The organism is Niveispirillum sp. BGYR6 (assembly GCF_027568365.1).
Taxonomy (GTDB): Bacteria; Pseudomonadota; Alphaproteobacteria; order Azospirillales; family Azospirillaceae; genus Niveispirillum.
Genome location: NZ_JANLNL010000003.1, coordinates 339506 through 361627 on the forward strand (window position 1 = coordinate 339506; position 22122 = coordinate 361627).

General features: G+C 63.9%; 23 protein-coding genes and 3 tRNA genes. 7 read left to right on the forward strand and 19 right to left on the reverse strand.

Annotation, left to right across the window (positions count from 1 at the left end; genetic code table 11):
- The first annotated feature begins 171 nt into the window (after positions 1-171).
- From PCJ49_RS09720 to PCJ49_RS09730, 3 genes are read left to right on the forward strand one after another with little or no spacing between them, the layout of a single operon-like run.
- Entirely contained in the window at positions 172-753 is a 582-nt protein-coding gene (locus tag PCJ49_RS09720) for a GbsR/MarR family transcriptional regulator (protein ID WP_089286511.1), read from the forward strand.
- A gap of 3 nt (positions 754-756) precedes the next feature.
- On the forward strand, positions 757-2103 hold the full coding sequence (locus PCJ49_RS09725; protein ID WP_269910758.1) for a cytochrome ubiquinol oxidase subunit I: 1347 nt from the start codon (positions 757-759) through the stop codon (positions 2101-2103).
- Between the two features lie 20 nt (positions 2104-2123).
- Entirely contained in the window at positions 2124-3140 is a 1017-nt protein-coding gene (locus PCJ49_RS09730; protein WP_269910759.1) for a cytochrome d ubiquinol oxidase subunit II, read from the forward strand.
- A 46-nt stretch (positions 3141-3186) separates the two neighbouring features.
- Here PCJ49_RS09730 and PCJ49_RS09735 read toward each other — a convergent pair whose 3' ends face one another.
- The 11 genes from PCJ49_RS09735 to PCJ49_RS09785 form a co-directional block, all read right to left on the reverse strand.
- Positions 3187-3639, reverse strand: a complete 453-nt coding sequence (locus PCJ49_RS09735) for a cupin domain-containing protein (RefSeq protein ID WP_269910760.1) — start codon at positions 3637-3639, stop codon at positions 3187-3189.
- A gap of 2 nt (positions 3640-3641) precedes the next feature.
- On the reverse strand, positions 3642-4256 hold the full coding sequence (locus tag PCJ49_RS09740) for a glutathione S-transferase N-terminal domain-containing protein (RefSeq protein WP_269910884.1): 615 nt from the start codon (positions 4254-4256) through the stop codon (positions 3642-3644).
- A 55-nt stretch (positions 4257-4311) separates the two neighbouring features.
- Positions 4312-5082: a hydroxyacylglutathione hydrolase gene (gene gloB, locus PCJ49_RS09745; protein ID WP_269910761.1), complete on the reverse strand. Its 771-nt coding sequence runs from the start codon at positions 5080-5082 to the stop codon at positions 4312-4314.
- Between the two features lie 91 nt (positions 5083-5173).
- Positions 5174-6481 carry a cation:proton antiporter gene (locus tag PCJ49_RS09750; RefSeq protein ID WP_269910762.1) on the reverse strand — a complete coding sequence of 436 codons (1308 nt, stop codon included), beginning with the start codon at positions 6479-6481 and terminating at the stop codon, positions 5174-5176.
- Between the two features lie 256 nt (positions 6482-6737).
- Positions 6738-7538 (reverse strand): LPS export ABC transporter ATP-binding protein, encoded by an 801-nt coding sequence (gene lptB / locus PCJ49_RS09755; protein ID WP_269910763.1) that lies wholly within the window; start codon positions 7536-7538, stop codon positions 6738-6740.
- On the reverse strand, positions 7535-8485 hold the full coding sequence (locus tag PCJ49_RS09760) for an LptA/OstA family protein (protein ID WP_269910764.1): 951 nt from the start codon (positions 8483-8485) through the stop codon (positions 7535-7537). Before PCJ49_RS09760 ends, lptB begins: the two co-directional genes overlap by 4 nt.
- A complete protein-coding gene (gene lptC, locus PCJ49_RS09765; protein WP_089286520.1) occupies positions 8482-9171 on the reverse strand; it encodes an LPS export ABC transporter periplasmic protein LptC in 690 nt (229 codons plus the stop codon). The genes PCJ49_RS09760 and lptC overlap by 4 nt, the downstream gene beginning before the upstream one ends.
- A gap of 169 nt (positions 9172-9340) precedes the next feature.
- A complete protein-coding gene (locus PCJ49_RS09770; RefSeq protein ID WP_089286521.1) occupies positions 9341-9952 on the reverse strand; it encodes a ribonuclease H-like domain-containing protein in 612 nt (203 codons plus the stop codon).
- A gap of 185 nt (positions 9953-10137) precedes the next feature.
- Positions 10138-10222 (reverse strand) — tRNA-Leu (locus PCJ49_RS09775).
- Positions 10223-10414: 192 nt separating this feature from the next.
- Positions 10415-10499 (reverse strand) — tRNA-Leu (locus tag PCJ49_RS09780).
- A gap of 192 nt (positions 10500-10691) precedes the next feature.
- Positions 10692-10776 (reverse strand) — tRNA-Leu (locus PCJ49_RS09785).
- A gap of 277 nt (positions 10777-11053) precedes the next feature.
- Between PCJ49_RS09785 and PCJ49_RS09790 the strand changes: the two genes are divergently transcribed.
- The 3 genes from PCJ49_RS09790 to PCJ49_RS09800 all read left to right on the forward strand — a co-directional run bounded on the left by PCJ49_RS09790 (position 11054) and on the right by PCJ49_RS09800 (position 13255).
- Positions 11054-12022, forward strand: coding sequence for a complex I NDUFA9 subunit family protein (locus PCJ49_RS09790; RefSeq protein ID WP_269910765.1), 969 nt, complete (start codon positions 11054-11056; stop codon positions 12020-12022).
- Positions 12023-12152: 130 nt separating this feature from the next.
- Positions 12153-12827: a Bax inhibitor-1/YccA family protein gene (locus PCJ49_RS09795; protein WP_269910766.1), complete on the forward strand. Its 675-nt coding sequence runs from the start codon at positions 12153-12155 to the stop codon at positions 12825-12827.
- A gap of 110 nt (positions 12828-12937) precedes the next feature.
- On the forward strand, positions 12938-13255 hold the full coding sequence (locus PCJ49_RS09800; protein ID WP_269910767.1) for a hypothetical protein: 318 nt from the start codon (positions 12938-12940) through the stop codon (positions 13253-13255).
- A gap of 66 nt (positions 13256-13321) precedes the next feature.
- Here PCJ49_RS09800 and PCJ49_RS09805 read toward each other — a convergent pair whose 3' ends face one another.
- Both PCJ49_RS09805 and PCJ49_RS09810 read right to left on the reverse strand, forming a co-directional pair.
- On the reverse strand, positions 13322-13792 hold the full coding sequence (locus tag PCJ49_RS09805; RefSeq protein WP_269910768.1) for a hypothetical protein: 471 nt from the start codon (positions 13790-13792) through the stop codon (positions 13322-13324).
- Positions 13793-14006: 214 nt separating this feature from the next.
- Complete coding sequence (locus tag PCJ49_RS09810; protein WP_143270703.1) at positions 14007-14849, reverse strand: cell envelope integrity EipB family protein; 843 nt, start codon at positions 14847-14849, stop codon at positions 14007-14009.
- 269 nt (positions 14850-15118) lie between these two features.
- On the opposite strand from PCJ49_RS09810, the gene PCJ49_RS09815 reads away from it, so the two are divergent.
- A complete protein-coding gene (locus PCJ49_RS09815; RefSeq protein ID WP_089286664.1) occupies positions 15119-15820 on the forward strand; it encodes a GGDEF domain-containing protein in 702 nt (233 codons plus the stop codon).
- A gap of 169 nt (positions 15821-15989) precedes the next feature.
- On the opposite strand, the gene PCJ49_RS09820 is transcribed toward PCJ49_RS09815, so the two are convergent.
- The 6 genes from PCJ49_RS09820 to dapF all read right to left on the reverse strand — a co-directional run bounded on the left by PCJ49_RS09820 (position 15990) and on the right by dapF (position 21982).
- The gene (locus PCJ49_RS09820) at positions 15990-17501 is read right to left on the reverse strand and encodes an AMP nucleosidase (protein WP_244559379.1); all 1512 of its coding nucleotides are present in this window, start codon (positions 17499-17501) and stop codon (positions 15990-15992) included.
- A gap of 164 nt (positions 17502-17665) precedes the next feature.
- On the reverse strand, positions 17666-18217 hold the full coding sequence (locus PCJ49_RS09825) for a cytochrome b/b6 domain-containing protein (protein WP_269910769.1): 552 nt from the start codon (positions 18215-18217) through the stop codon (positions 17666-17668).
- Positions 18218-18221: 4 nt separating this feature from the next.
- Positions 18222-18389 (reverse strand): hypothetical protein, encoded by a 168-nt coding sequence (locus tag PCJ49_RS09830; RefSeq protein ID WP_160105551.1) that lies wholly within the window; start codon positions 18387-18389, stop codon positions 18222-18224.
- Positions 18390-18489: 100 nt separating this feature from the next.
- On the reverse strand, positions 18490-19452 hold the full coding sequence (ftsY, locus tag PCJ49_RS09835; protein ID WP_269910885.1) for a signal recognition particle-docking protein FtsY: 963 nt from the start codon (positions 19450-19452) through the stop codon (positions 18490-18492).
- A gap of 341 nt (positions 19453-19793) precedes the next feature.
- A complete protein-coding gene (gene mtaB / locus PCJ49_RS09840) occupies positions 19794-21143 on the reverse strand; it encodes a tRNA (N(6)-L-threonylcarbamoyladenosine(37)-C(2))-methylthiotransferase MtaB (RefSeq protein WP_269910770.1) in 1350 nt (449 codons plus the stop codon).
- Positions 21140-21982 (reverse strand): diaminopimelate epimerase, encoded by an 843-nt coding sequence (gene dapF / locus PCJ49_RS09845; protein ID WP_269910771.1) that lies wholly within the window; start codon positions 21980-21982, stop codon positions 21140-21142. The genes mtaB and dapF overlap by 4 nt, the downstream gene beginning before the upstream one ends.
- Positions 21983-22122 lie beyond the last annotated feature (140 nt).

Consider the following 22122-nt stretch of genomic DNA (forward strand, 5'->3'; position numbering starts at 1 on the left):
CTGCGGGGCTTGGGTACAACCTGTCTTTTAGCCCGATCATGGCTTGCCCGCCAAGCGTGCCGCAACGAAGGGCCGCCCGATATATCATCCCGCACTGCGGCAACCGGGCGCATTTCCGCCGAACCATTCTTCCTCCACATATTTCAGAAATTTCTGAAAGTTGAGGAAATCATGAACCTGCCGCCAGTCATCCAGGCCTTTGTGCTGCATTTCGGGGAGATGGGCAGCCGATGGGGCATCAACCGCACGGTGGGGCAGATCTATGCCCTGCTCTATGTCTCCCCGGAACCGCTCTGCGCCGATGACATGGTGGACAGGCTGGGCATGTCACGCTCCAACGTTTCCATGGGGTTGAAGGAGTTGCAATCCTGGAACCTCGTCCGGCTGATGCACAAGCCGGACGACCGCAAGGATTATTTCACCACACTGGGCGATATCTGGCAGATCGTCCGCACCCTGGTGGAAGAGCGCAAGAAGCGGGAGGTGGACCCCACCTTGTCGGTCTTGCGCGAACTGCTGATGCAAAACCCCGCCATGGCCGATGAACAGCACGCGCAGGACAAGATGCGCGAGATGTACGAGATGATCGAGATGCTGTGCGGCTGGTACGACGATGTGCGCCGGCTGGAAACGGATCGGCTGATCCAACTGCTCAGCCTGGGCGCCAAGGTGCAGAAAATCCTGGAGGTGAAGGACCGGCTGTTCGCCCTGCCGGGCGGCCGTTCGAAGGCATCTGCGGAAAAGGAGGGCTGAACCATGGACGCCCTGATCCTGGCCCGACTCCAGTTCGCGGCCAATATCTCCTTCCACATCCTGTTTCCCACCGTCACGATCGCGCTGGGCTGGGTGCTGCTGTTCTTCAAGCTGCGCTTCAACGCCACCGGCGATCAGAAATGGATGGATGCCTATTTCCAGTGGGTGAAGGTCTTTGCACTCACCTTCGCCCTGGGGGTGGTGTCCGGCATCACCATGAGCTTCCAGTTCGGCACCAACTGGCCGGGCTTCATGAAAACAGTGGGCAATATTGCCGGTCCGCTGCTGGCCTATGAGGTGCTGACGGCCTTCTTCATGGAGGCGACCTTCATCGCCGTGATGCTGTTCGGCTTTCGCCGGGTGCCCAACTGGCTGCACACCACGGCCACATTCCTGGTCGCCTTTGGCACCACCGTATCCGCCTTCTGGATCATCGCGCTGAATAGCTGGATGCATACCCCGGTCGGGTATGAGATGCGCGATGGTGTGGCCCATGCCACCGACTGGCTGGCGATCGTCTTCAACCCCTCCATGCCCTATCGGCTGGTGCATATGCTGTTGGCCTCCGGTCTGACGGCGACGTTCCTGGTGGCGGGCGTGTCGGCCTGGCGCTGGCTGAAGGGCGACCGGGCGCCCGCCGTGCTGGCGGCATTGCGCACCGGTGTCTATGCCGCCGCCGCTTTGATCCCCCTGCAGATCCTGGCCGGCGACATGCACGGGCTGAACACGCTGGAACATCAGCCGGCCAAGGTGGCCGCCATGGAAGGCCATTGGGAGACGGGGGGCCATGTGCCGCTGCTGCTGTTTGCATTGCCGGATGAAAAGGCGCGCACCAACCATTTCGAACTGGGTATCCCGTCCGCTGCCAGCCTGATCCTGCGGCATGATCCGGCCGGCGTGATCCAGGGGCTGAATGATTTTGAGGGCAAGCACCCGCCGGTGGCCCCGGTCTTCTTCTCCTTCCGCATCATGGTCGGCACCGGCATGGCCATGCTGGCCGTTTCCTGGGCGGGGGTCTGGATGCTGCGGCGGCGCGGGCAGCCCTCTGTCTGGCTGGCGCGTGCCCTGGTGGCCATGACCTTTTCCGGCTGGGTGGCCACGCTGGCCGGCTGGTATGTGACGGAGATCGGGCGCCAGCCCTGGCTGGTGACCGGCGTGCTGCGCGCCGCCGATGCGGTGGGGCCGGTACCCGCCAGCGCCATCGGCCTGTCGCTGGCGCTTTATCTGGCGCTCTATGCCGGGCTGCTGGTTGCCTACATCACCGTGATTTTCAAGCTGGCCGGCAAGGCCGTGAAGGCTGGCAAGCAGGCGGGGCTGAACGGCCCGGCCCTGCCGCAGGCCGCCGGTTGAGCCGGGAGGGGAGTGGAGACATGACGGACCTGATCATGGCCAATGCGGCCCACTGGTTGCCCATCGCCTTTGCCGCCCTGATGGGGATCGCCATCCTGGCCTATGTCATCCTGGATGGGTACGATCTGGGGGTGGGCATCCTGATGGCCGATGCCGATGATGCCGAACGCGACCGGATGATTGCCAGCATCGGCCCTTTCTGGGATGCCAATGAAACCTGGCTGGTGCTGGCGGTGGGGCTGCTGCTGGTGGCCTTTCCGCTGGCCCATGGCATGATCCTCAGCGCGCTGTACCTGCCGGTATTGGCCCTGCTGCTGGGCTTGATCATGCGCGGTGTCAGCTTTGAATTCCGCGCCAAAACGGATGGGGTGCACCGGGTCTGGTGGAACCGGGCCTTTGTCGCCGGGTCGCTGCTGGCCGCCTTGTCACAGGGCTATATGCTGGGTGTCTATATTCTGGGGCTGCAGACCGGCTGGGCCGCCATGGCCTTTGGTCTGTTGACGGGGGTTTGCCTGACGGCAGCCTATGGCTTCATCGGGGCCGCCTGGCTGGTGCTGAAAACCGATGGCGCGTTGCAGGCCAAGGCGGCGGCGCGTTGCCGCAGCCTGTTGTGGTTGGCAGCGCTGGGCATGGTGGCCATCTCCGTCGTCACCCCGCTGGTCAGCGACCGCATCGCCGCCAAATGGTTCGACCTGCCGCAATTCTTCCTGTTGGCGCCCATTCCGCTGGTGGCGGTGGGGCTGTTCGTCGCTGTCTGGCTGGCCCTGCGCCACCTGCCGGCGGCGGATGATCGCTGGTGCTGGGTGCCGTTCGCCGGGGCCATCGGCATCTTCACCCTGGGCTTCCACGGGCTGGCCTATAGTTTCTATCCGTTCGTGGTGCCGGAGAAGCTGACGGTATGGGAGGCAGCAGCGGCCCCGGAAAGCCTGATGGTGATCTTCATCGGGGCCTGCGTCGTGCTGCCGGTCATTCTGGGCTACACCGTGTTCGCCTATCGGGTGTTCCGGGGCAAGGCGGGGGAATTGCGGTACGATTAAGGGCTTAAACCCTTCCCCGGTGGGAAGAACCCACCGGGGCTTGCTGTCACCCCACCGGATGGCGCGGTGTTGGCCGCCAGTCCGGCGGGGCCAGTTCGAACTGGCTGAACTCAAAGGCCGGGGCCACGGTGCAGCCCACCAGGGTCCAGGCGCCCAGGCTGACCGCCGTTTGCCATTGGTTGGCCGGCACCACAATCTGCGGGCGCTGGCCGGCCAGCAGGTCGCTGCCCAGATGATAGGCTGCCGCATCATGCCCGTTGGGGGAGATGGTCAGCACCAAGGGCGCCCCAGCATAATAATGCCAGACCTCATCCGCATCCTTCACCCGGTGCCAGTGGGAATAATCCCCCGCCGCCAGCAGGAAATAGATGGCGGTATGGGCGCCCCGCCCGCCATCGGGCGGCTGGTGGCGCCAGGTTTCCACATAATGGCCGCCTTCCGGGTGGGGACGCATCCCCAGCCGGTCGATGATCTGTTGGGCGCTTAGCGTCTGGTCCATGTTCACTCCGTCGGGGGCTCGGTGGCCAGGAAGCTGGGCCGCCTGGTCGCCGCCTCAAACCAGCGGGCCAATGTCGGGTGGCCGGGGCGCCAGGGTTCATGGCCGAAACGGAAATCCAGATAGGCCATGGCCGACAGCACGGCCAGCCCGCCAATGGTGGGGGCATCGGGGGGCGGCAGGTCGCCCGCCTCCTCCTCCAGCCGGTCAAAGGCGCGGACCATGGCGGCGCGCTGGCGGCTGTCCCAGTCGGCGGAGCGCAGCGATTCCGGCCGCAGCGATTCCATGCGGCGCAGCACGGCGGCATCACAGATGCCATCACCCAGCGCCTGTTGACGCAGGGCGATCCAGCGATCCTTCCCCGCCCCCGGCGGCAGCAGCTTGCGGCCCCCATGCAGGCTGTCCAGATATTCGGCGATGACCGGGCTGTCGAACAGCACCATGCCATCTTCGGTCAGCAGGGTCGGGATCTTGGCCAGCGGATTTTCCCGCACGATGGGATTGTCCGGCCCCCAGACATTGACGGGGCATAGCTCAATACGGTCGGCCAGCCCGGTTTCATGCGCCACCATCAATACCTTGCGGACATAGGGGGAGGTCTGGCTGTAACGCAGTTTCATCACGATGATGCATCCCGGTCGGGGTGGGGGAGAGAGGAGGGGGAAAGGCAATGGATCAGCCGCGGAAATGATCCTTCCGCTGGCGGATCTCGGCGAAGACGGCAACGGGGTCGGCCCCGGCCAGCCCGATGGCGGCGGCCAGGGCCGCATCATCGGCGCGCAGGAACGGGTTGGCCGCCTTTTCCAGCCCCAGGCGTGACGGCACGGTGGGCCGGTTGGCGGCACGGGATCGGGCCACCTGATCCGCCATCAGGGCCAGCGACGGGTTATCCGGATCGATGGACAGGGCGAAACGCAGGTTGCTGGCTGTATATTCATGGCCGCAATGGACCAGGGTGTCGTCCGGCAGGGCGCGCAGCTTCAACAGGCTGTGCCACATTTGCGCCGGCGTGCCCTCAAACAGCCGGCCACAGCCGAGGGAGAACAGCGTATCGCCGCTGAACAGCAGGCCGGCCGGTTCCAGATAAAAGGCGACATGGCCGCGCGTATGGCCCGGTGTGTCGAACACGGTGACGGTCTGGCTGCCCAGGGTGAAGCGGTCGCCATCGCCATAGGTCTCCGCCATGTCGGGGATGCGGTCGATCTCCGCCCGCGGCCCGATCAGGGTGGCGTGCGACCAGGCCATCAGCCCGGCATTGCCGCCAATATGGTCACCATGGTGATGGGTGTTCAGGATATGGGTCAGGTGCCAGCCGCGTTCTTCCAGAAAGGCCTGTACCGGCCCGGCCTCACCGGGATCAACAATGGCGGTCACCCCGGCGGCCGCATCGTGCCACAGATGGACGTAATTATCGTTCAATACCGGGATGACATGGATTTCAACCATCGGCCCCATTCCCCTACCAGCGTGGATAGTGGGAAGGATGCCGTGTTCCGTCACCAGCGGCAAACAGACAATCCTGGGCTGCGGTAAGGCGTTAGGGCTTTTCGTCGCGCTTCGTCAGGCGGCGGATGGTGTCTACGGCGGCGCTGGCGGCGTGAAGGGTGATGGCGAAGAAGCGATTCACGACGGCAATCTCACCGCTGTAAATCTGCTGCAAGGCGGGCCGCAGCGATACCACCGTGCCGGCCGCCAGCCCGTGGAAGCGCTTGGCGGCATCCAGCCAGAGCGGGCTGGCCAGCCAGGACAGCGCGATCACCGTTACGGCCAACTGATAACCCTGTGGGTCGATGGCGGCGATGGACAGGCCGGCGGCGGCCAGCACGAAGCTGAACTCCCCCAGCGATCCCATGATCACCCCGGCGGGGAAGGCGCGTTCCCAGGGTTCACCCAGAAAATGCAGCGTGCCGACATTGATGGCCGTCTTTACCAGCGTCACCACGAACAGCAGCAGCAGCACCTCCCCCAGATGGTCCCAGACATAACGTAGGTCGATCAGCAGCCCGATGGACAGGAAGAACACCACCACCAGCACCGACTGAATCGGGTGGGTAGCGCGCAGGGCCAGGGTGCGCCCGTCGGAATTGCCCAGCGCAAAGCCGGCCATGAAGGCACCGAATGCGGTGGACAGGCCCAGCAGGCCGGTCAGCGCCGCCATGGTGAAGCAGAGCGCCAGGGCTGCCAGCGGCACCACATCATGGTTGCGGCGGAACCAGGCGCCATAGGGCACGATCAGCCGTTCCCGCCGCGACAGGAACCAGACCAGCCCACCCAGGGCGGCGACGGCAGCACCCAGTTTCAGGAAGATGGCGATATCCAGCCCGGCCCCGCTGCCCATGCCATTGGTGATCAGCAGCAACGGCACGAAGGCCAGATCCTGCGCGATCAGCACACCAATGGTGACGCGGCCCGTCTCCGTCTTCAGCTCACCAATATCGTCCAGCATCTTGATGGCGACCGCCGTGCCGGACAGGGCGACGATGAAGCCGAAGACGATGGATCGTTCCATCGGCCAGCCCAGGATCAACCCGGCGAGCGCCGTGACGGCCAGCGACAGGCCCACCTGTCCCGCCACGGCCAGCAAAGCCACCCGCCAGACGGCCTGAAACGCCTTGACCGACAATTCCATGCCGACCAGAAACAGCAGCATCAGCACGCCCAGGTCCGCCAGGGTACGGATACTGTCCGACTGGCTGACCAGCCCGAACCCGCCCGGCCCCAGCACGATGCCGGCCACGATATAACCGACGATGGAGGGCTGTTTCAGCCGCGACAGCACCAGCCCACACAACAGGGCCACAGAGGTGACGATGGCGATGCCGGTAATATCGACGTGATGTTCCAAGCGCGGGGTCCGGGCTGGGGGAGGGGGGCCTCTACCGCAATACCGGCGAAGGCGCGGACTGGTTGGCTAAGCCAACGAATGAGCATCTTGTTGCCTCCCCCGCGAAAGCGGGGGTCCAGGGGCCAAGGCACCGACGCATTATCCCTGCGGCCCTGGACCCCCGCTTTCGCGGGGGAGGCACGTTTGGGCAGGGGGGCAGCTTAATGTCTGATATCAATCGGCTTCATGAAGGCGGCAGGCTGTAAATAACCCCCCCTCACAAACTGAACCGTTCACCCAGATAAACCCGGCGCACATCCTTGTGCGCGACGATCTCTGACGGCTTGCCTTCCATCAGCACCACGCCATCATGCAGGATATAGGCGCGGTCGACGATATCCAGCGTTTCGCGCACATTATGGTCGGTGATCAGCACGCCGATGCCGCGTTCGCGCAGGTGGCTGACCAGTTCGCGGATATCATTCACCGCAATCGGGTCCACGCCGGCGAACGGTTCGTCCAGCAGGATGAAATGCGGGTTGCTGGCCAGGGCGCGGGCGATTTCGGCGCGGCGACGTTCGCCACCCGACAGGGCCAGCGCCGGGGTGCGGCGCAGATGGGTGATGGAGAATTCGGCCAGCAGCTCATCCAGCCGCTGCTCGCGCACATCGCGGTCGGGCTCCACCACCTCCAGCACGGCGCGGATATTGGCCTCCACCGACAGGCCGCGGAAAATGCTGGCTTCCTGCGGCAGATAGCCGATGCCCATGCGGGCGCGGCGATACATGGGCAGGTCGGTCATGCCCAACCCATCCAGGGTGATGCTGCCGTAATCGGGCAGGATCAGGCCGGTGATGATGTAAAAGCAGGTGGTCTTGCCGGCACCGTTGGGGCCCAGCAGGCCCACGGCCTCCCCGCGTTGCACCGACAGGCTGATATCGCGCAGCACCGGCCGGCCCTTATAGGACTTGCCGATATTGCTGGCCACCAGACCGGCATTATCCGCCACCAGATGCGGGCCCTTGGGGGCGTCCCCATTGGGCGTGGTCGTCTGGGTCTGCTTGCTCGCACGGCTCATGGCTTCTTGCTCCCTTGGCCGGGTTGCGTCTGCTGCCCGCTTGGCGGCGGGGTGGCGGGTTGCTGCGGTTGACCGCCCCGGCCCTGGCTGTCCGGGATGAAAAGACCCCGGACGCGGCCATCGCCGGTCGGCTGCTGCGTACTGCCTTGTACGGGGGAAGCGCCCGGAACCTGCGACAACATCCGGCTGACGCCGGATTTCAGGTCCACCTGGGCGGCCGGGCCGTTCAACTGGTTCTGGCCGCGTGTGACCTTCACATTGCCGGTCAGCAGCGCCATTTCCGTATCCAGGTCATAGGTGCCCTTGTCGCCGCGCGCCACCTCCTGCGGGGTGGTGATGACGACATTGCCGGTGGCATCCACCCGGCTCAGGCTCTGTTTGTCCTGCTTGTCCGTGGTCAACAGTCCGACCAGACGGTCGGCGCGGACCCGGTTATTCTCCCGGATGGCCACGGCATTGCCCCGCGCCACCGTCAGATTCTCCGTCCGCCAATATTCCAGGGAATCGGTGGCGGTGACGGTATCCTGCTCTGTGACCAGCCGCAGCCCTTCGCCGGTCAGCACGGCGACGGAGCGGTCCAGATCATAGATGCCGCGCGTGCCATAGGCGCTTTGGCTCTGCCCATGCAGCTCCACATCGCCTTCGGCCAGCAGGCGGTAAATCTCATTCGTGCCCTGGGCATTCTTGCGGAAATAGGCGGCCAGGGTCTGGGCCTTCAAGGTCATGTCGCCCTGGGTGGCGGTGGCACCGCCGCGCGCGATGGCGACATTTTCCTTCTCATGGAATTCAAACCCGCCGGGGGCCACCACATCGATCGGCTTTTCCCCACCCATTTCCAGCGATGGGCTCTGTGCCGGCACGGGACGGCCGATCACCAGGGCCAGACCGATGGCGGTGATGGCAAGCGGGCGGCGCCAGCGGCGGAAATGCTCGTTCATCATGCTCATGGCGCCGTTCCTTCCGGCTTGTTCTTGTCACCGCCCGCCGCCATGGCACGCAGGCGCGCGGCCCCGGTGAAGACCAGCACATCACCATCCTGCAGCACGCGGAAGCCCCCGGCCTCCACCATGCCCAGTGGGCCTTGGCCTTCCACCGGCTTGTTGCCCCAGGCGATACCCTTGTCCACGTCCAGGGCCGCCTCGTTGGTACGGAATTCGTACCCGGCGCCATGGAAGATGGAGACCTTGCCCTGCAGGGTCAGCACATTCTTGTCCTGATCATAATGGCCGCTGTCGGCGGCCATGGACAGCCAGTCGCCACCCTTCATGGTGATATCGGCTTCCGGTGCGCTCAGATCGACCTGCGAACCGGTATCGCCCAACTGCATCACCCGGTCGGCGCGGATTTCGAAGGGGCGGTCGGTGGTGTCCGTGCCCAGATAGCGGGCCTTGGTCATTTCCAGATCGCCCTGATCCGGCCCCGCCTTGCTGCCATCGCCCGAACCGCCGAACAGCGGCCAGATCACGATCAGCAGCAACACCAGCCCCGCCACCACCGGCAACGCCACCCGGGCGGTACGCACCACGCGGGTATGGGCGAAGGGATCGCGCGTGCCATTGCCGCCCCGGCCGGGGCCCGGCTGGGCTTCGCGCGGCCGGATCGCACCGGCTGGGGTGGGGGGAGGGGTGGTCATGGGTGTCAGGAATACTCGATATTGATGAAAGAACGACGGGCACAGCAAAACGGATCGGGCGTCGTTTCAGAGATAAACCGACACCCTTCTCAGGTCTTGCCCGTTCTTGACGGCAATTCTGTGACGGGACGCACAGGTCAGGCCTGCCATCCCGTCCGGCTGCAAAAAATCAATGGGCGAAAATATCCGGCTCGTCCCAGCCCAGCAGATCAAGCTGGCCACGGGCGGGCAGGAAATCAAAGCAGGCCTGCGCCAGTTCGCGCCGGCCTTCGCGTGCCAGCAGCGCATCCAGCTTTTCCTTGATGGCGTGCAGATAGAGCACGTCGGAGGCAGCGTATTTCAACTGCTCCTCATTCAGCTCATCCGCACCCCAGTCGCTGGATTGCTGCTGCTTGGACAGTTCCACGCCCGTCAGTTCCTTGCACAGATCCTTCAACCCATGCCGGTCGGTGGAGGTGCGGACCAGCTTGGAGACGATCTTGGTGCAATAAATGGGCTGGCAGACAATGCCCAACCCATGCCGCAGCACCGCCACATCGAAACGGGCGAAATGAAACAGCTTCAGCGTATTGGTATCCGACAGCAGCCGGGCCAGATTGGGGGCGCTTTTCTGGCCCCGGCGGATCTGCACCAGATGGGCATTGCCATCACCGCCCGACAGCTGCACCAGGCACAGCCGGTCGCGGATCGGGTTCAGGCCCATGGTTTCGGTATCGACCGCCACCACCGGGCCCAGATCCAGACCGGCGGGCAAATCACCATCATAAAGATCGATCGACATCGGACCCTTGTTCCTGAGCCATGAATTGAATGCGGAAATGCGGATCATTTATCCGCTGTGCCGTGCCCCGCCACAAGGGCCGATGCCGCAAGGGTCGGATGAGCAGCAGGCGGGCGTGAAAGCCAGGCCCGGAAACGCAACAGGCCGCCGGAAGAACCGGCGGCCTGTTGAGCGTTACATGCGGATGGTGCCCAGAAGAAGACTCGAACTTCCACACCTTGCGGTACAGGTACCTGAAACCTGCGCGTCTACCAATTCCGCCATCTGGGCGTTTCCCGCTGCGTCGTCTGCCGTTTGTGGCGGCCGCCGTCGCGTCGTGGAGGGGGCTTTTAATGGTCGGCGCCGTGGGCGTCAACAGCTATTTTCAGGGGGTGATGATTTTTTCCCGATGGCGTCGGGCAGGGGCCAGAAACGCAACAGGCCGCCGGAAGAACCGGCGGCCTGTTGAGCGTTACATGCGGATGGTGCCCAGAAGAAGACTCGAACTTCCACACCTTGCGGTACAGGTACCTGAAACCTGCGCGTCTACCAATTCCGCCATCTGGGCGTTTCCCGCTGCGTCGTCTGCCGTTTGTGGCGGCCGCCGTCGCGTCGTGGAGGGGGCTTTTAATGGTCGGCGCCGTGGGCGTCAACAGCTATTTTCAGGGGGTGATGATTTTTTCCCGATGGCGTCGGGCAGGGGCCAGAAACGCAACAGGCCGCCGGAAGAACCGGCGGCCTGTTGAGCGTTATATGCGGATGGTGCCCAGAAGAAGACTCGAACTTCCACACCTTGCGGTACAGGTACCTGAAACCTGCGCGTCTACCAATTCCGCCATCTGGGCGTTTCCCGCTGCGTAGTCTGCCGTTTGTTGCGGCCGCCGTCGCATCGTGGAGGGGGCTTTTAGAGAGGTATCCGCCCCCTGTCAACAGGCATTTTCATTTTTTATCGCCGGCCCTTGCGTGCAATGCGGCAGGGCGCTGCAGCGGCTGTGCTTTCACACTCGACTGCCCTTGCGCTATAACCAGCAGGTGAGCGCGCGGGGTATCCCATTAGATCCCCGTCGTACCCCCCTTATTTGGCCTTCTCGGCCGCGTTTCCTAAATGTTGGAGAATGTGTGATGGGCAATCGGTACAGCAACGCCGTGGTGTTTGGTGGCTCGGGCTTCATCGGCCGCTACATCGTCCGCCGCCTTGCCAAGACCGGCGCCCGCGTGGTGGTGCCGTCGCGCCATCCGGGGCAGGCGGCATATCTGCGTTCCGCAGGTGATGTCGGTCAGGTGCTGCCGATCGCCATTGATATCAATGATGACCAGTCGGTGGCCACGGCCGTGGCCGGTGCCGATCTGGTGGTGAACCTGATCGGCATTCTGGCCCCCAGCGGCCGCAACAGCTTTGATGCCGTGCAGCATCAGGCCGCCGCCCGCATTGCCCGCGCCGCTAAGGCCGCCGGGGCCAAGCGCTTCGTCCAGGTCTCCGCCCTGGGGGCCGATGCCGGCTCCAACTCCACCTATGCCCGCAGCAAGGCTGAGGGGGAAAAGGCCGTGCTGGCCGCTTTCCCGGAAGCCACCATCCTGCGGCCGTCGGTGGTGTTCGGCCCGGATGACCAGTTCTTCAACCGCTTCGCCGCCATGGGGGCCGGTCTGCCCTGCCTGCCGCTGATTGGCGGTGGCCGCACCCTGATGCAGCCGGTCTATGTCGGTGATGTGGCCGACGCCGTGCTGGCGGCGGTGGAAGGGGAGGGGGCCCAGGGCCGCACCTATGAACTGGCCGGCCCCCGCCGCTACAGCTTCAAGGAACTGATGCAGTTCACGGTCAACCAGATCGGCCGCCCCAACAAGTGCATGATCTCGCTGGGCTTCGGCCTGTCCAGCCTGCTGGGCAGCTTCCTGCAGCTTCTGCCGGGCAAGCCGCTGACCGCCGATCAGGTGGAGTTGCTGAAGGTGGATAATGTGGCCGGCGGCACGCTGCCCGGTCTGGCCGATCTGGGGATCGAGGCCAAGGCGATCGAGGTGATCGTGCCGACATATCTGGACAAGTTCCGCATCGGTGGCCGTTTCACCCGGCCCAGCGATAAAGCCGCATCCTGATCGCGTCGATTACCCATTGATTGGGACGGTGACCCTCCCAATATACTGACACGTATGTCCAACATCCCGTGTCGAGGACACTTCAATGGTAAACGGACCCTATAATCCGTATGCGTCATCTGGGCGTGCAATGGACCAGGCACAGTTTGATGCCGGTTTGCGTACGCACATGCTGCGCGTCTATAACTACATGTGCTTGGCGTTGGCGATCACGGGTGTGACCGCTTTTGTGGGCTCCCAGATTCCAGCCCTGGTACAGTTGATCTATGGCACGCCGCTGAAATGGGTGGTGATGCTGGCTCCGCTGGCTTTCATCTTCTTCGGCTTCCGGCCGGATCGGATGTCGGCCTCGGCCCTGCGCACCTCACTCATGGTCTTCAGCGTGCTGATGGGCCTGTCGATGATGAGCGTCTTCCTGGTCTTCACCGGGCAGAGCATCGCGCGGGTCTTCTTCATCACGGCTGCCATGTTCGCCGGCACCAGCCTGTGGGGTTACACCACCAAGGCTGACCTGTCGAAGATGGGCAGCTTCATGATGATGGGCCTGATCGGTATCGTCATTGCCGGTCTGGTGAATATCTTCGTCGGTTCCTCGGCGTTGCAGTTCGCCATCTCCATCATCGGCGTCATCGTCTTCACCGGTCTGACCGCCTGGGATACCCAGGCCATCAAGGAAGGCTATGCCTCCTCCTATGGTGATGAGGCCAATAGCCGGATGGCGGTGATGGGTGCGCTGTCGCTGTACCTGAACTTCATCAACCTGTTTCAGATGCTGCTGTCCCTGATGGGCCAGCGCAACGACTAAGGGTTCCGGGTGCCGTCTGGCCCCTGCTGATGAAGTGTTCGAGCCGCCCGGAACAGAACCCTGTTCCGGGCGGTTTCGTTTTGGGGGACTTGACCAGGACAGGAGAGCGCTTGTCGCACAATCCGCATCAGGAACGGCTGGACCGTTGTTTTTCCCGGCTGGAGCGGGATTTGCCCGGCTGGGTTGCCCGCCCGCTGGCTTGGCTGCGCCGTCCGGGTGGGCGCTGGCTGCGCATCCCCATGGCGCTGCTGCTGATTGCCGGCGGCTGCCTGTGGTTCCTGCCAGTGCTGGGTTTATGGATGCTGCCGCTGGGGATTGCCCTGCTGGCCTTTGAGGTGCCGCCGCTGCAAAAGCCCGTCTGCCGCCTGATCATCTGGGGGGAGCGGAAATGGCGGCGCTGGCAGCGCCGCCGGCAGGGGCGGGGGTGAATTTTACACCAAGAGGTACGAGGGCACCCCTTGGAGGCCGCCGGGGCGATCCGGTAGCCCTTTTCATCAAAGGGCGGCGATGGTGATCATGATGGTGTCGCTGTAATCGCCGGCCGTGGCCTGCGGGCGGGCGGGCACCGTGACCTGCAAATCCTTGTTATTGTCGCCCACGCTGGGCCAGAAACGCAGCCACATCCATTCTCCGCTCAGCGAGAGCAGGCCGGACCCATCATATTGCACCTGATAGGGAATGCGGTTGCCACGCTGATCCACCAGCGCACCGCGATTGGCCGAGCTGATGCCGACGACAAAGCCGAACTGGTTGCATTGTTCATTCACCGTGCCGACGGTGACCGCCGTTTCACCCTTGCCCAGGTTCAGGCCGCGCGCCAGATCGTTGATCTTCAACTCGCACACCGTCTCCATCTTGCCACGCAGCTTCAGGCTGTGGGCCGACACCGTGCCGGTAAGGCCGACGAGAACAGGCAACAGGAGGGCGATGAAGGCGATGGCCTTCTTGGCAAAAAAACGGGTCATGGCACTACCTCGGTTCCTGGTGGCCTTTTCGGCCTTATCCGGTTTTTAAACCGGTCTCAGGTCTTTAGCAAATTTCGTGCCATTATTGGAATCTGCTGGTATCGCCATAAAAAACATGGAAATCAGCATCTGGGAGCTGATTTCCATGTCGCTATTTGCATAGTGCAACGATACTTGGCTGCACATTTCTTTGCTGATAGCATTGCATTATGCATCAGCAGGCGGGGCTTGAGACCTTCTCCAGATTCTCCAGCTCCATCCGCACCCGGAAGTCGCCGTAATCCACCAGCATGGAACGCATGACGCCGTTTTCCAGCAGTTCCATGCTGGTTTCATATTCCGGCAGCGGCTCCCCCGGTGCGGTGGGGAAGAAGGCCAGGGAGACTTGCCAGGCCTTGGCGGCCAGCAAATCCTTGTCCTTCACCTTGATCTGCGCCGGGGCAGGGGGGCGCAGCTTGCCCAGGACCGTGTTCACCTCGCTGGCGCCCTCCGCCTCCGCCCCATCGAAAATGGGGACGGAGAACAGGTTGTCATCGGTGCCGACCTGCGCCAGAACCCGTAACGTGTGGGCCGAGGGGAACATGGTGCCGGGCTTCAGCGCCACCGTCTTGGCCTCCGGCTTGTCATAGCGCGCGCTGCCGCCCTTGGCCTTGTCCAGATTGGCGCCGCCGGACAGTTCCTCATCCACCTCCCCATTCACCAGCTTGCGCACATTAAAGCGATAGGCGGAGCCGTCCTTGGCCTCCCAGGTGGCGTAGTTGGTGACCAGTTCGGTCTCCTCCCCCTCGCTATAGGCGAATTTCACCTGGAAACGCTGGTTGATGGTCCAGCCATCACAGGCATCGTTGAAGGCGAAGCTCATCTGCCCGCTGACATCCGAAATGCCGCTTTGCAGGCGGGCATGATCCAGGCTCAGCTTATAGGTGGCCTTGTGCGGGGCGATGTTGGCGGTGCCGGCCCCGGCAGGGGCAACCGCCCCGCCCAACATCAGCAGCGACAGCAGCAGGGCAACGGGGCGGCGATGGGCGGAACGGGGGGCGGCGACGGGAGCGGACACGTTGCAGGTCAACCCTTGGAACGGATAGGGGCCCCTATCTTGCGCTTTGCAGCAAGGCGCTGCAATGGACTTTCAGGGGGATGGACCAAAGGGGGCGGGGCGGCAGCTTCTGCCGATATCGGCCCGTCAGCAGGGGCAGAATTTGCCGGGGGGCGGGAAGTGCCTCCGGCACCTACGGCCATAAGTCACTGATCTGACATGACGTATCGGTTGGCATGTCGGTTGCTGTTGTATGGGCAACCAGCGTCTCCGTGCAATGGAGCTAACCGATGACCCTGCTTGATACCAACCTTGCCGTTCCGCTTGCGGCCTCCGCCCTTGGCTTGGCGGTTGGTGTTGAACGCGGGCTGCCTTTCCCGGCCCCCCGGCGCCTGCCCCCGGATGATGCGGCCTATGGCAAGCTGCTTCAGGATGCCATGCTGCGGCTGCGGGCGGCCGAAGCCCGCATTGCCGAGCAGAAAGAACGGATTGAGCATCTGGAAGCCCTGGCCATGACGGATGAGCTGACGGGGCTGCCGAACCGGCGCGGCTTTGTTGATGCGTTCCGCCGCGAACTGGCCAGCGCGCGCCGCAGCGGCAAGGGCGGGGTGCTGGCAATTGTCGATCTTGACGGGTTCAAGGCCATCAATGATGTGCATGGCCATCTCTGCGGCGATCATTATCTGCGCCAGGTGGCGCGGGCGCTGGCCGATAATGTGCGGGCCCATGATGTGGTGGCCCGGTTCGGCGGCGATGAATTCGCCGTGCTGTTGACGGATGTGGAGGCGGGCCAGGGGGCCGAGCGGGCCAAAGCCCTGTCGCGCCGCTTCAATGCGCTGACCTGTCGCTGGCAGATGCTGGATCTGCCCCTGCGGGCCAGTTTCGGGGTGGAAGCCTATGGCGCCAATGACCGGGAGGAAGAGGTCATTCGCCGGGCAGACGCCGCCATGTATCAGGTCAAGAAATCCAACAGGGTGGCACGGGCGGGATAAAATCAGCGCTGGACTGCCATCCGGCCCGGTTCCCGCATCCACCATCCTGCGGCCCCTGCCAGGGGCCATTTGGAAGAGAGGGGCCTGTTCCTCCCGCCGGAACAGGCCCCTTCCTCATCGATATTAATCTCCCTCAGACGCCGGGCGGGCGCTTCCGCTCCCTTGGCGTTTACTGGAAGGCCGCCTCGGCGAAGCTGCGCAGTTTGCGGCTATGCAGGCGGGCCAGCCCGTAATCGCGCATGATTTCCATTGCCAGCATGCCGATGGCCAGATGCTGATCCACACGGGCGCGGTAGAAATGGTTGGCCATGCCGGGCAGCTTCAATTCCCCATGCAGCGGCTTGTCCGAAACACAGAGCAAGGTGCCGTAGGGAACGCGGAAGCGGAAGCCATTGGCGGCCACCGTGGCCGATTCCATATCCAGCGCGATGGCGCGGGACTGGCTGAAGCGCTGTACCGGCTCGCTATGGTCGCGCAGCTCCCAATTACGGTTATCAATGGTGGCGACGGTGCCGGTGCGCATGATGGATTTCAGCTCCCAGCCCTTCAGGCCCGTCACCTTCTCCACCGCCCCTTCCAGGGCCACCTGCACTTCTGCCAGGGCCGGAATCGGCACCCAGGTGGGCAGGTCGGCATCCAGCACCTTGTCTTCACGCACATAACCATGGGCCAGCGCATAATCACCCAGGCGCTGGGTGTCGCGCAGGCCGGCGCAATGGCCCAGCATCAGCCAGACATGCGGGCGCAGCACGGCAATATGGTCGCTGATCGTCTTGGCGTTGGAGGGGCCGACGCCGATATTGACGATGGTGATGCCGTTCCCGTCCTTGCGCTTCAGATGGTAGGCCGGCATCTGCGGCAGGCGGGCCACCTTGGTGCCGTCACACTCCTTGCCGGGGAACAAATGCTGGTTCCAGGTGACATGGTCGCCCGGCTCCACGAACGCCTCATACTGGCTGCGATAATGCTGGGTCGCCGGATCGTCCGACGGCTCCATGATCTCCAGCCCGCGCCGCACGAATTCATCGATATAGAACTGATAGTTGGTGAACAGCACGTAATTCTGGAAATGGTCCGGCTTGGTGGCCGTGTAATGTTTCAGCCGGTGCAGGCTGTAATCCACGCGCGGGGCGGTGAACAGCGCCAGCGGGCGCGGGGCACCGGGTGGGGTGACATGGGTGCCGTTGACGATGCTGTCATCCATGTAAACCAGATCGGGCAGGTCGAAATAATCGCGCAGCTGGTAAAGCCGCTCCGGTGTCAGATCGCCTTCGACATGCATCCCCTCCGGATAGGCGAACTGGATGGGGATCGGCGTATCGCTGATGCCTACTTCCAAGGGCACGCCGTGATTCTTCAGCAGCAGGGAAAATTGATGTTGCAGATAATGGTCGAACAGGTCCGGCCGCGTGATGGTGGTGCGGAATGTGCCCATGCCATGCACGAAACCATAGGACAGGCGGCTATCGACGCGGGGTTCGCTGTCCATACGCAGCTGAATGAACGGGTAGCAGGCGCGGACACGGCCGCCCAGATCTTCCCCATGCGCAAAGGCGGAAAAACGCCCGCGCAGATACGCCACCGCCTCATCATAAAGCGCCCGGACACGGGCGTAAGCGGCCTCGGCGTCGGTGAAGCTTTCCACCGAATGGTCAGTTACAAAATTTTTGGGTGAGTTCACTGTGCAAGCTCCTATGAGTTTGCACTTTTTTATGCGCCCGTTCGGGGTGCTTTGGGAAGAGGGCATTTTGTGAAGACTTGACGAAAGCGGAAGCGGGTGGCGCTTGTGACACAGGCGCATGGCGCTGTTTGGGTAGGGCCGCCAAGGCGGCCCTACCGGTATCATCACGGACGCTTGAGGCCGGTCACCATGGAACGCACCAGATTTTCCCGGTGCAGCAGGCTGGACAGCAGGACGCCGGTCACATGCAGGCAAACCAGGATCAGGGTACCCGTCGCCGCCGCCTCATGCAGTTCTTCCACCTGATGATGGGTCAGGGGCAGGCCGGGCACCCCGAATTTCAAGGCCACACCGCTGGCGGTGGTGAACAGCAGACCCACCAGCAGGGCCACGATCATGGCACCGCCAGCGGGATTATGGCCGACATAACGGGCCGCACGTCCCCGCAGCAGATCGCCCAGATAGGCGAAAAGCGTACCCGGTGAGGGAACGAATCCGGCAAACCGAGCGTGGGCCGGGCCGGTCAGCCCCCAGAAAGCCCGGATGGCGATGATGGCCAGGATGGTGAAGCCCGCCGCCATATGGGGCAGCATTATCTCTTCCGCTGTCAGCCAGCTGATGAGGAAGGCACCCGCCAGGGTCCAGTGCAGTGCCCGGATCAGCCGGTCCCAGACTGGTATGGCGGCGGCGTTGTGGGGGATATCAAGCGTGCTCATGGCGTCAATCCTCCCCTTTCTCATCATGATCGGACTCATGATGCTGGGGGGACGGGGCGTCGCCGGCACCGGCAGGGCGGGGGATGGCGCCGGCCTGCGCGAGCAGGGCATAGCCACCAACGGCGACGGCGCCCAGCAGCAGGAACACGGCGGAGAATTTGCCGTAATTCATGGGGATATTCCTGAAAGGGGAGGACGGGGTTCCGCCCTCACACCATCAGCAATAATCCCTTATCCCTGAACCGGCCCTGAATGGGCCGTTCAGATTGGGTTCAGCCTTCCAGCCCCACCAGGGCGCGGGCAAAGGCACGGGCCTCGAACGGGCGCAGATCGTACACGCCTTCGCCCACACCGATGGCATGAACCGGCAGCTTGAACTTTTCCGCCAGCGCCACCAGCACGCCACCGCGCGCGGAGCCATCCAGCTTGGTCAGGATCAGGCCATTGATGGAGACCATGTCTTTGAACACCTCCACCTGGCTGTGCGCATTCTGGCCGGTGGTGGCGTCCAGCGTCAGCAGGGTGGTGTGGGGCGCGTCGGGCTGCAGCTTCTTGATGACGCGAACGATCTTGCGCAGCTCTTCCATCAGGCCGGCCTTATTCTGCAGGCGGCCGGCCGTGTCGATCAGCAGCACATCGGCCCCGGCGGCGGTGGCCCGCTCCAGCGCCTCATAGGCCAGACCGGCAGCATCGGCGCCGGTCGGCTTGGAGATGACGGGGCAGCCGGTGCGATCACCCCAGATTTGCAACTGGGAGACGGCGGCGGCGCGGAACGTGTCGCCTGCAGCCATCCAGACATTCTTGCCCTCCGCCCGGAGCTGGCGGGCCAGCTTGCCGATGGTCGTCGTCTTGCCGGTGCCATTGACACCGACCAGCAGGATGACATGCGGCTTTTTGCTGGCATCGATCACCAGCGGCTGCGCCACCGGCTCCACGATTTTCTGCACTTCACCGGCCAGATAATCCTTCACCTCTTCGGCCGACACTTCCTTGCCGAAGCGGGTCTTGGCCAAGCCGTTGGCCAGGCGTGCCGCCGTCACCGGCCCCAGATCGGCCCGGATCAGCAATTCTTCCAGTTCCTCCAGCGCCTCATCATCCAGTTTCTTCTTGGTGAAGATGCCGGTAATGCCATCTGTCAGGCGGGCGGTGGATTTGGACAGGCCGTCCTTCAGCCGGGAGAACCAACTTTTCCGTTCCGGCTTGTCCTCCAGCTCCGGCAGCGGCTCATCCACCAGCGATACAGCCGGCGGGGGCGGCGGGGGCGGGGCGACGGGGACCGGAGGCAGGCTCGCCACCGGTTCTTCCTGCGCCACTTCCACCGGGGCCGGTTCAGGTGCCGGCACCGGTGGGGCAGGGGCGGGAACAGGCGCTGGCTCAACCGCTGTCTGTTCGACCGGCGGCGGGGGTACCGGAACGGGGGCCGGCGTTTCCGCCGCCGCTTCCTTCACCGGTTCATCGGGCACCGTCGCCGCCGGCACCGGTGCCACCACCGTTTCCGTTTCGGTGACAGGGCCGCGCCGCCGCAGATCATTTTCAGGTGCGGGCTGCGGGGTTTTCTTCTTGAACCAGTTCAGCATCAGTCAAGGACCGTGGCGGTAAGTTGATGGCCGGCAATGCCGGTAATATGGGCGCGCAGGATCGTTCCGGCTTCATAATGATCGGGGACTTGCACTTCGGCAAAGCCCTCATTCCGGCCCAGGCCCGGCTTTTCAACCAATACGCTGACGGAACGACCCAGTTGGGACGCCAGATAGCGGGCTACCTGTGCCTCCCCCGCCGCGCGCAGCCGGGCTGCGCGTTCCTTGCGGATGGGGCCAGGCACCTGAGGCATCTTGGCGGCGGGCGTGCCGGGGCGGGGGCTGTAGGGGAAGACGTGCAGCCAGGTCAGCCCGCATTCTTCAACAATGCGCAGGCTGTTCTGGAACATCTCTTCGGTTTCTGTCGGGAAACCAGCGATGATATCGGCACCGAAGACAATATCGGGGCGCAGGGAGCGTGCCTTTTCGGCAAAGGCGATGGCGTCAGCGCGGCTATGCCGGCGCTTCATGCGCTTCAAGATCATGTCGTCGCCGGCCTGCAGCGACAAATGCAGGTGCGGCATCAGGCGGGGCTCTTCGGCGATCAGCCGCCACAGATCCTCATCCATCTCCACCGCATCCAGGGAAGACAGGCGCAGGCGCGGCAGTTCCGGCACGGCGGCCAGCAGGCGGCGGGTCATCTGGCCCAGGGTCGGCTTGCCCGGCAGATCAGCCCCGAAAGATGTGATATCCACCCCGGTCAGCACCACCTCATTATAACCGGACGCGACCAGGGCGCGGACCTGGGCGACGATTTCCCCCATGGGGACGGAGCGGGAATTGCCCCTGCCAAAGGGGATGATGCAGAAGGTGCAGCGATGGTCGCAGCCATTCTGCACCTGCACGAAGGCACGCGCCCGGCCTTCCATCCCCTGGATCAGATGGCCCGCCGTCTCCGTCACGCTCATGATATCGTTGACGGCGACCCGTTCCGCCGTGCCGGTGCCGAAATCGGCCCAGGGGGTGGCGGTCAGCTTGGCATCATTGCCCAGCACATGATCGACCTCGCCCATGGCGGCGAACTTTTCCGGGTTTACCTGGGCGGCACAGCCGGTGACAATGATCTTGGCCTCGGGCCGTTCGCGGCGCATCCGGCGGATGGTCTGGCGGGCCTGACGCTCCGCCTCTGCCGTCACGGCGCAGGTATTGACGATCACCACATCCGCCAGCCCGGCCTGACGGGCATGGGTACGCATCACCTCTGATTCATAGGCGTTCAGCCGGCAGCCGAAAGTAACCAGTGTGGGTTCCCCGGCCCCGCCGGTGACCTCCGCCGGTCCGCCTTCGCCGCCCTCATGCGCATGGTCATGCAGGTCGGCGGCGTCGGGCAGGTTGGTTTCCACGCTCATGCCGGCACGCCCAGCAATTCCGGCCCCAAGGTGCCCCGGAAGGATGTCGCCACCGGGCCGGTCATCAGTACATGGCCATTTTCAAGCCATTCAATAATCAATGCGCCGCCATCCAGCGTCACCGTCACACGGCGGCCCTGCACCAGCCCGCGCCGGATGGCGGCCACGCCGACGGCGCAGGCACCCGACCCGCAAGCCTGGGTGATGCCGGCGCCCCGTTCCCATACCCGCATCCGCACCGTTGCCGGGCCGGTGACATGTGCCACCTCAATATTGGCGCGGTTGGGGAAGATGGGATGGGTTTCCAGCACCGGGCCGAAGCGCGGCAGGTCCACCGCGTCCGCATCATCCACGAAGAACACGGCATGGGGGTTGCCCATATTGACACAGACCGGATCGGCCAGCGGCCCTTCCGCCAGATCGACATGGGCGGTATCGCTGGCATGGGCCAGCGGGATCGCCTGCCAGTCCAGCCGGGCCGGCCCCATATCCACGGTCACCAGCCCATCGGCGCGGATGCGGCAGGCCAGCAGGCCGGAAATGGTCTGGATGGTCAGGTGATCCCGCCCCAGATCGCCCGCCACCAGGGAGGCGACGCAGCGCGTGGCATTGCCACAGGCCCCAGCCTCGCTGCCATCGGGGTTGAGGATGCGCATGAAGATATCGGCGGCCGGATCGACAGGCGGTTCAATGACGATCAACTGGTCGTAACCGATCCCTTTTCGCCGATCGCCAATGGCGCGCGCCTGCGCAGCCGAAAAGCGGATCGGTCGGGTGCGGCCATCCACAATGACAAAGTCATTGCCCAGCCCGTGCATCTTGAGAAAGTCGATCATCATGATGCGGCTTTATATGGCGATCCGGGGGCAGAGGTAAATGGCCGTCCCGCCAGGGGCGGGAATGCGTGGGGCAGGGGGATGGGGTCGACAAATCAGGATGAGGGCGGCACTTCATTTTTGATGATGGCAGCTCTCAGACC

Bases quoted from the DNA above. Each gene is read 5' to 3' on its own strand.
- PCJ49_RS09720 (WP_089286511.1), top strand. From the start codon at position 172: ATGAACCTGCCGCCAGTCATCCAGGCCTTTGTGCTGCATTTCGGGGAG.
- PCJ49_RS09725 (WP_269910758.1), top strand. From the start codon at position 757: ATGGACGCCCTGATCCTGGCCCGACTCCAGTTCGCGGCCAATATCTCC.
- PCJ49_RS09730 (WP_269910759.1), top strand. From the start codon at position 2,124: ATGACGGACCTGATCATGGCCAATGCGGCCCACTGGTTGCCCATCGCC.
- PCJ49_RS09735 (WP_269910760.1), bottom strand. From the start codon at position 3,639: ATGGACCAGACGCTAAGCGCCCAACAGATCATCGACCGGCTGGGGATG.
- PCJ49_RS09740 (WP_269910884.1), bottom strand. From the start codon at position 4,256: ATGAAACTGCGTTACAGCCAGACCTCCCCCTATGTCCGCAAGGTATTG.
- gloB (WP_269910761.1), bottom strand. From the start codon at position 5,082: ATGGTTGAAATCCATGTCATCCCGGTATTGAACGATAATTACGTCCAT.
- lptB (WP_269910763.1), bottom strand. From the start codon at position 7,538: ATGAGCCGTGCGAGCAAGCAGACCCAGACGACCACGCCCAATGGGGAC.
- PCJ49_RS09760 (WP_269910764.1), bottom strand. From the start codon at position 8,485: ATGAGCATGATGAACGAGCATTTCCGCCGCTGGCGCCGCCCGCTTGCC.
- lptC (WP_089286520.1), bottom strand. From the start codon at position 9,171: ATGACCACCCCTCCCCCCACCCCAGCCGGTGCGATCCGGCCGCGCGAA.
- PCJ49_RS09770 (WP_089286521.1), bottom strand. From the start codon at position 9,952: ATGTCGATCGATCTTTATGATGGTGATTTGCCCGCCGGTCTGGATCTG.
- PCJ49_RS09790 (WP_269910765.1), top strand. From the start codon at position 11,054: ATGGGCAATCGGTACAGCAACGCCGTGGTGTTTGGTGGCTCGGGCTTC.
- PCJ49_RS09795 (WP_269910766.1), top strand. From the start codon at position 12,153: ATGGACCAGGCACAGTTTGATGCCGGTTTGCGTACGCACATGCTGCGC.
- PCJ49_RS09805 (WP_269910768.1), bottom strand. From the start codon at position 13,792: ATGACCCGTTTTTTTGCCAAGAAGGCCATCGCCTTCATCGCCCTCCTG.
- PCJ49_RS09815 (WP_089286664.1), top strand. From the start codon at position 15,119: ATGACCCTGCTTGATACCAACCTTGCCGTTCCGCTTGCGGCCTCCGCC.
- PCJ49_RS09825 (WP_269910769.1), bottom strand. From the start codon at position 18,217: ATGAGCACGCTTGATATCCCCCACAACGCCGCCGCCATACCAGTCTGG.
- PCJ49_RS09830 (WP_160105551.1), bottom strand. From the start codon at position 18,389: ATGAATTACGGCAAATTCTCCGCCGTGTTCCTGCTGCTGGGCGCCGTC.
- mtaB (WP_269910770.1), bottom strand. From the start codon at position 21,143: ATGAGCGTGGAAACCAACCTGCCCGACGCCGCCGACCTGCATGACCAT.
- dapF (WP_269910771.1), bottom strand. From the start codon at position 21,982: ATGATGATCGACTTTCTCAAGATGCACGGGCTGGGCAATGACTTTGTC.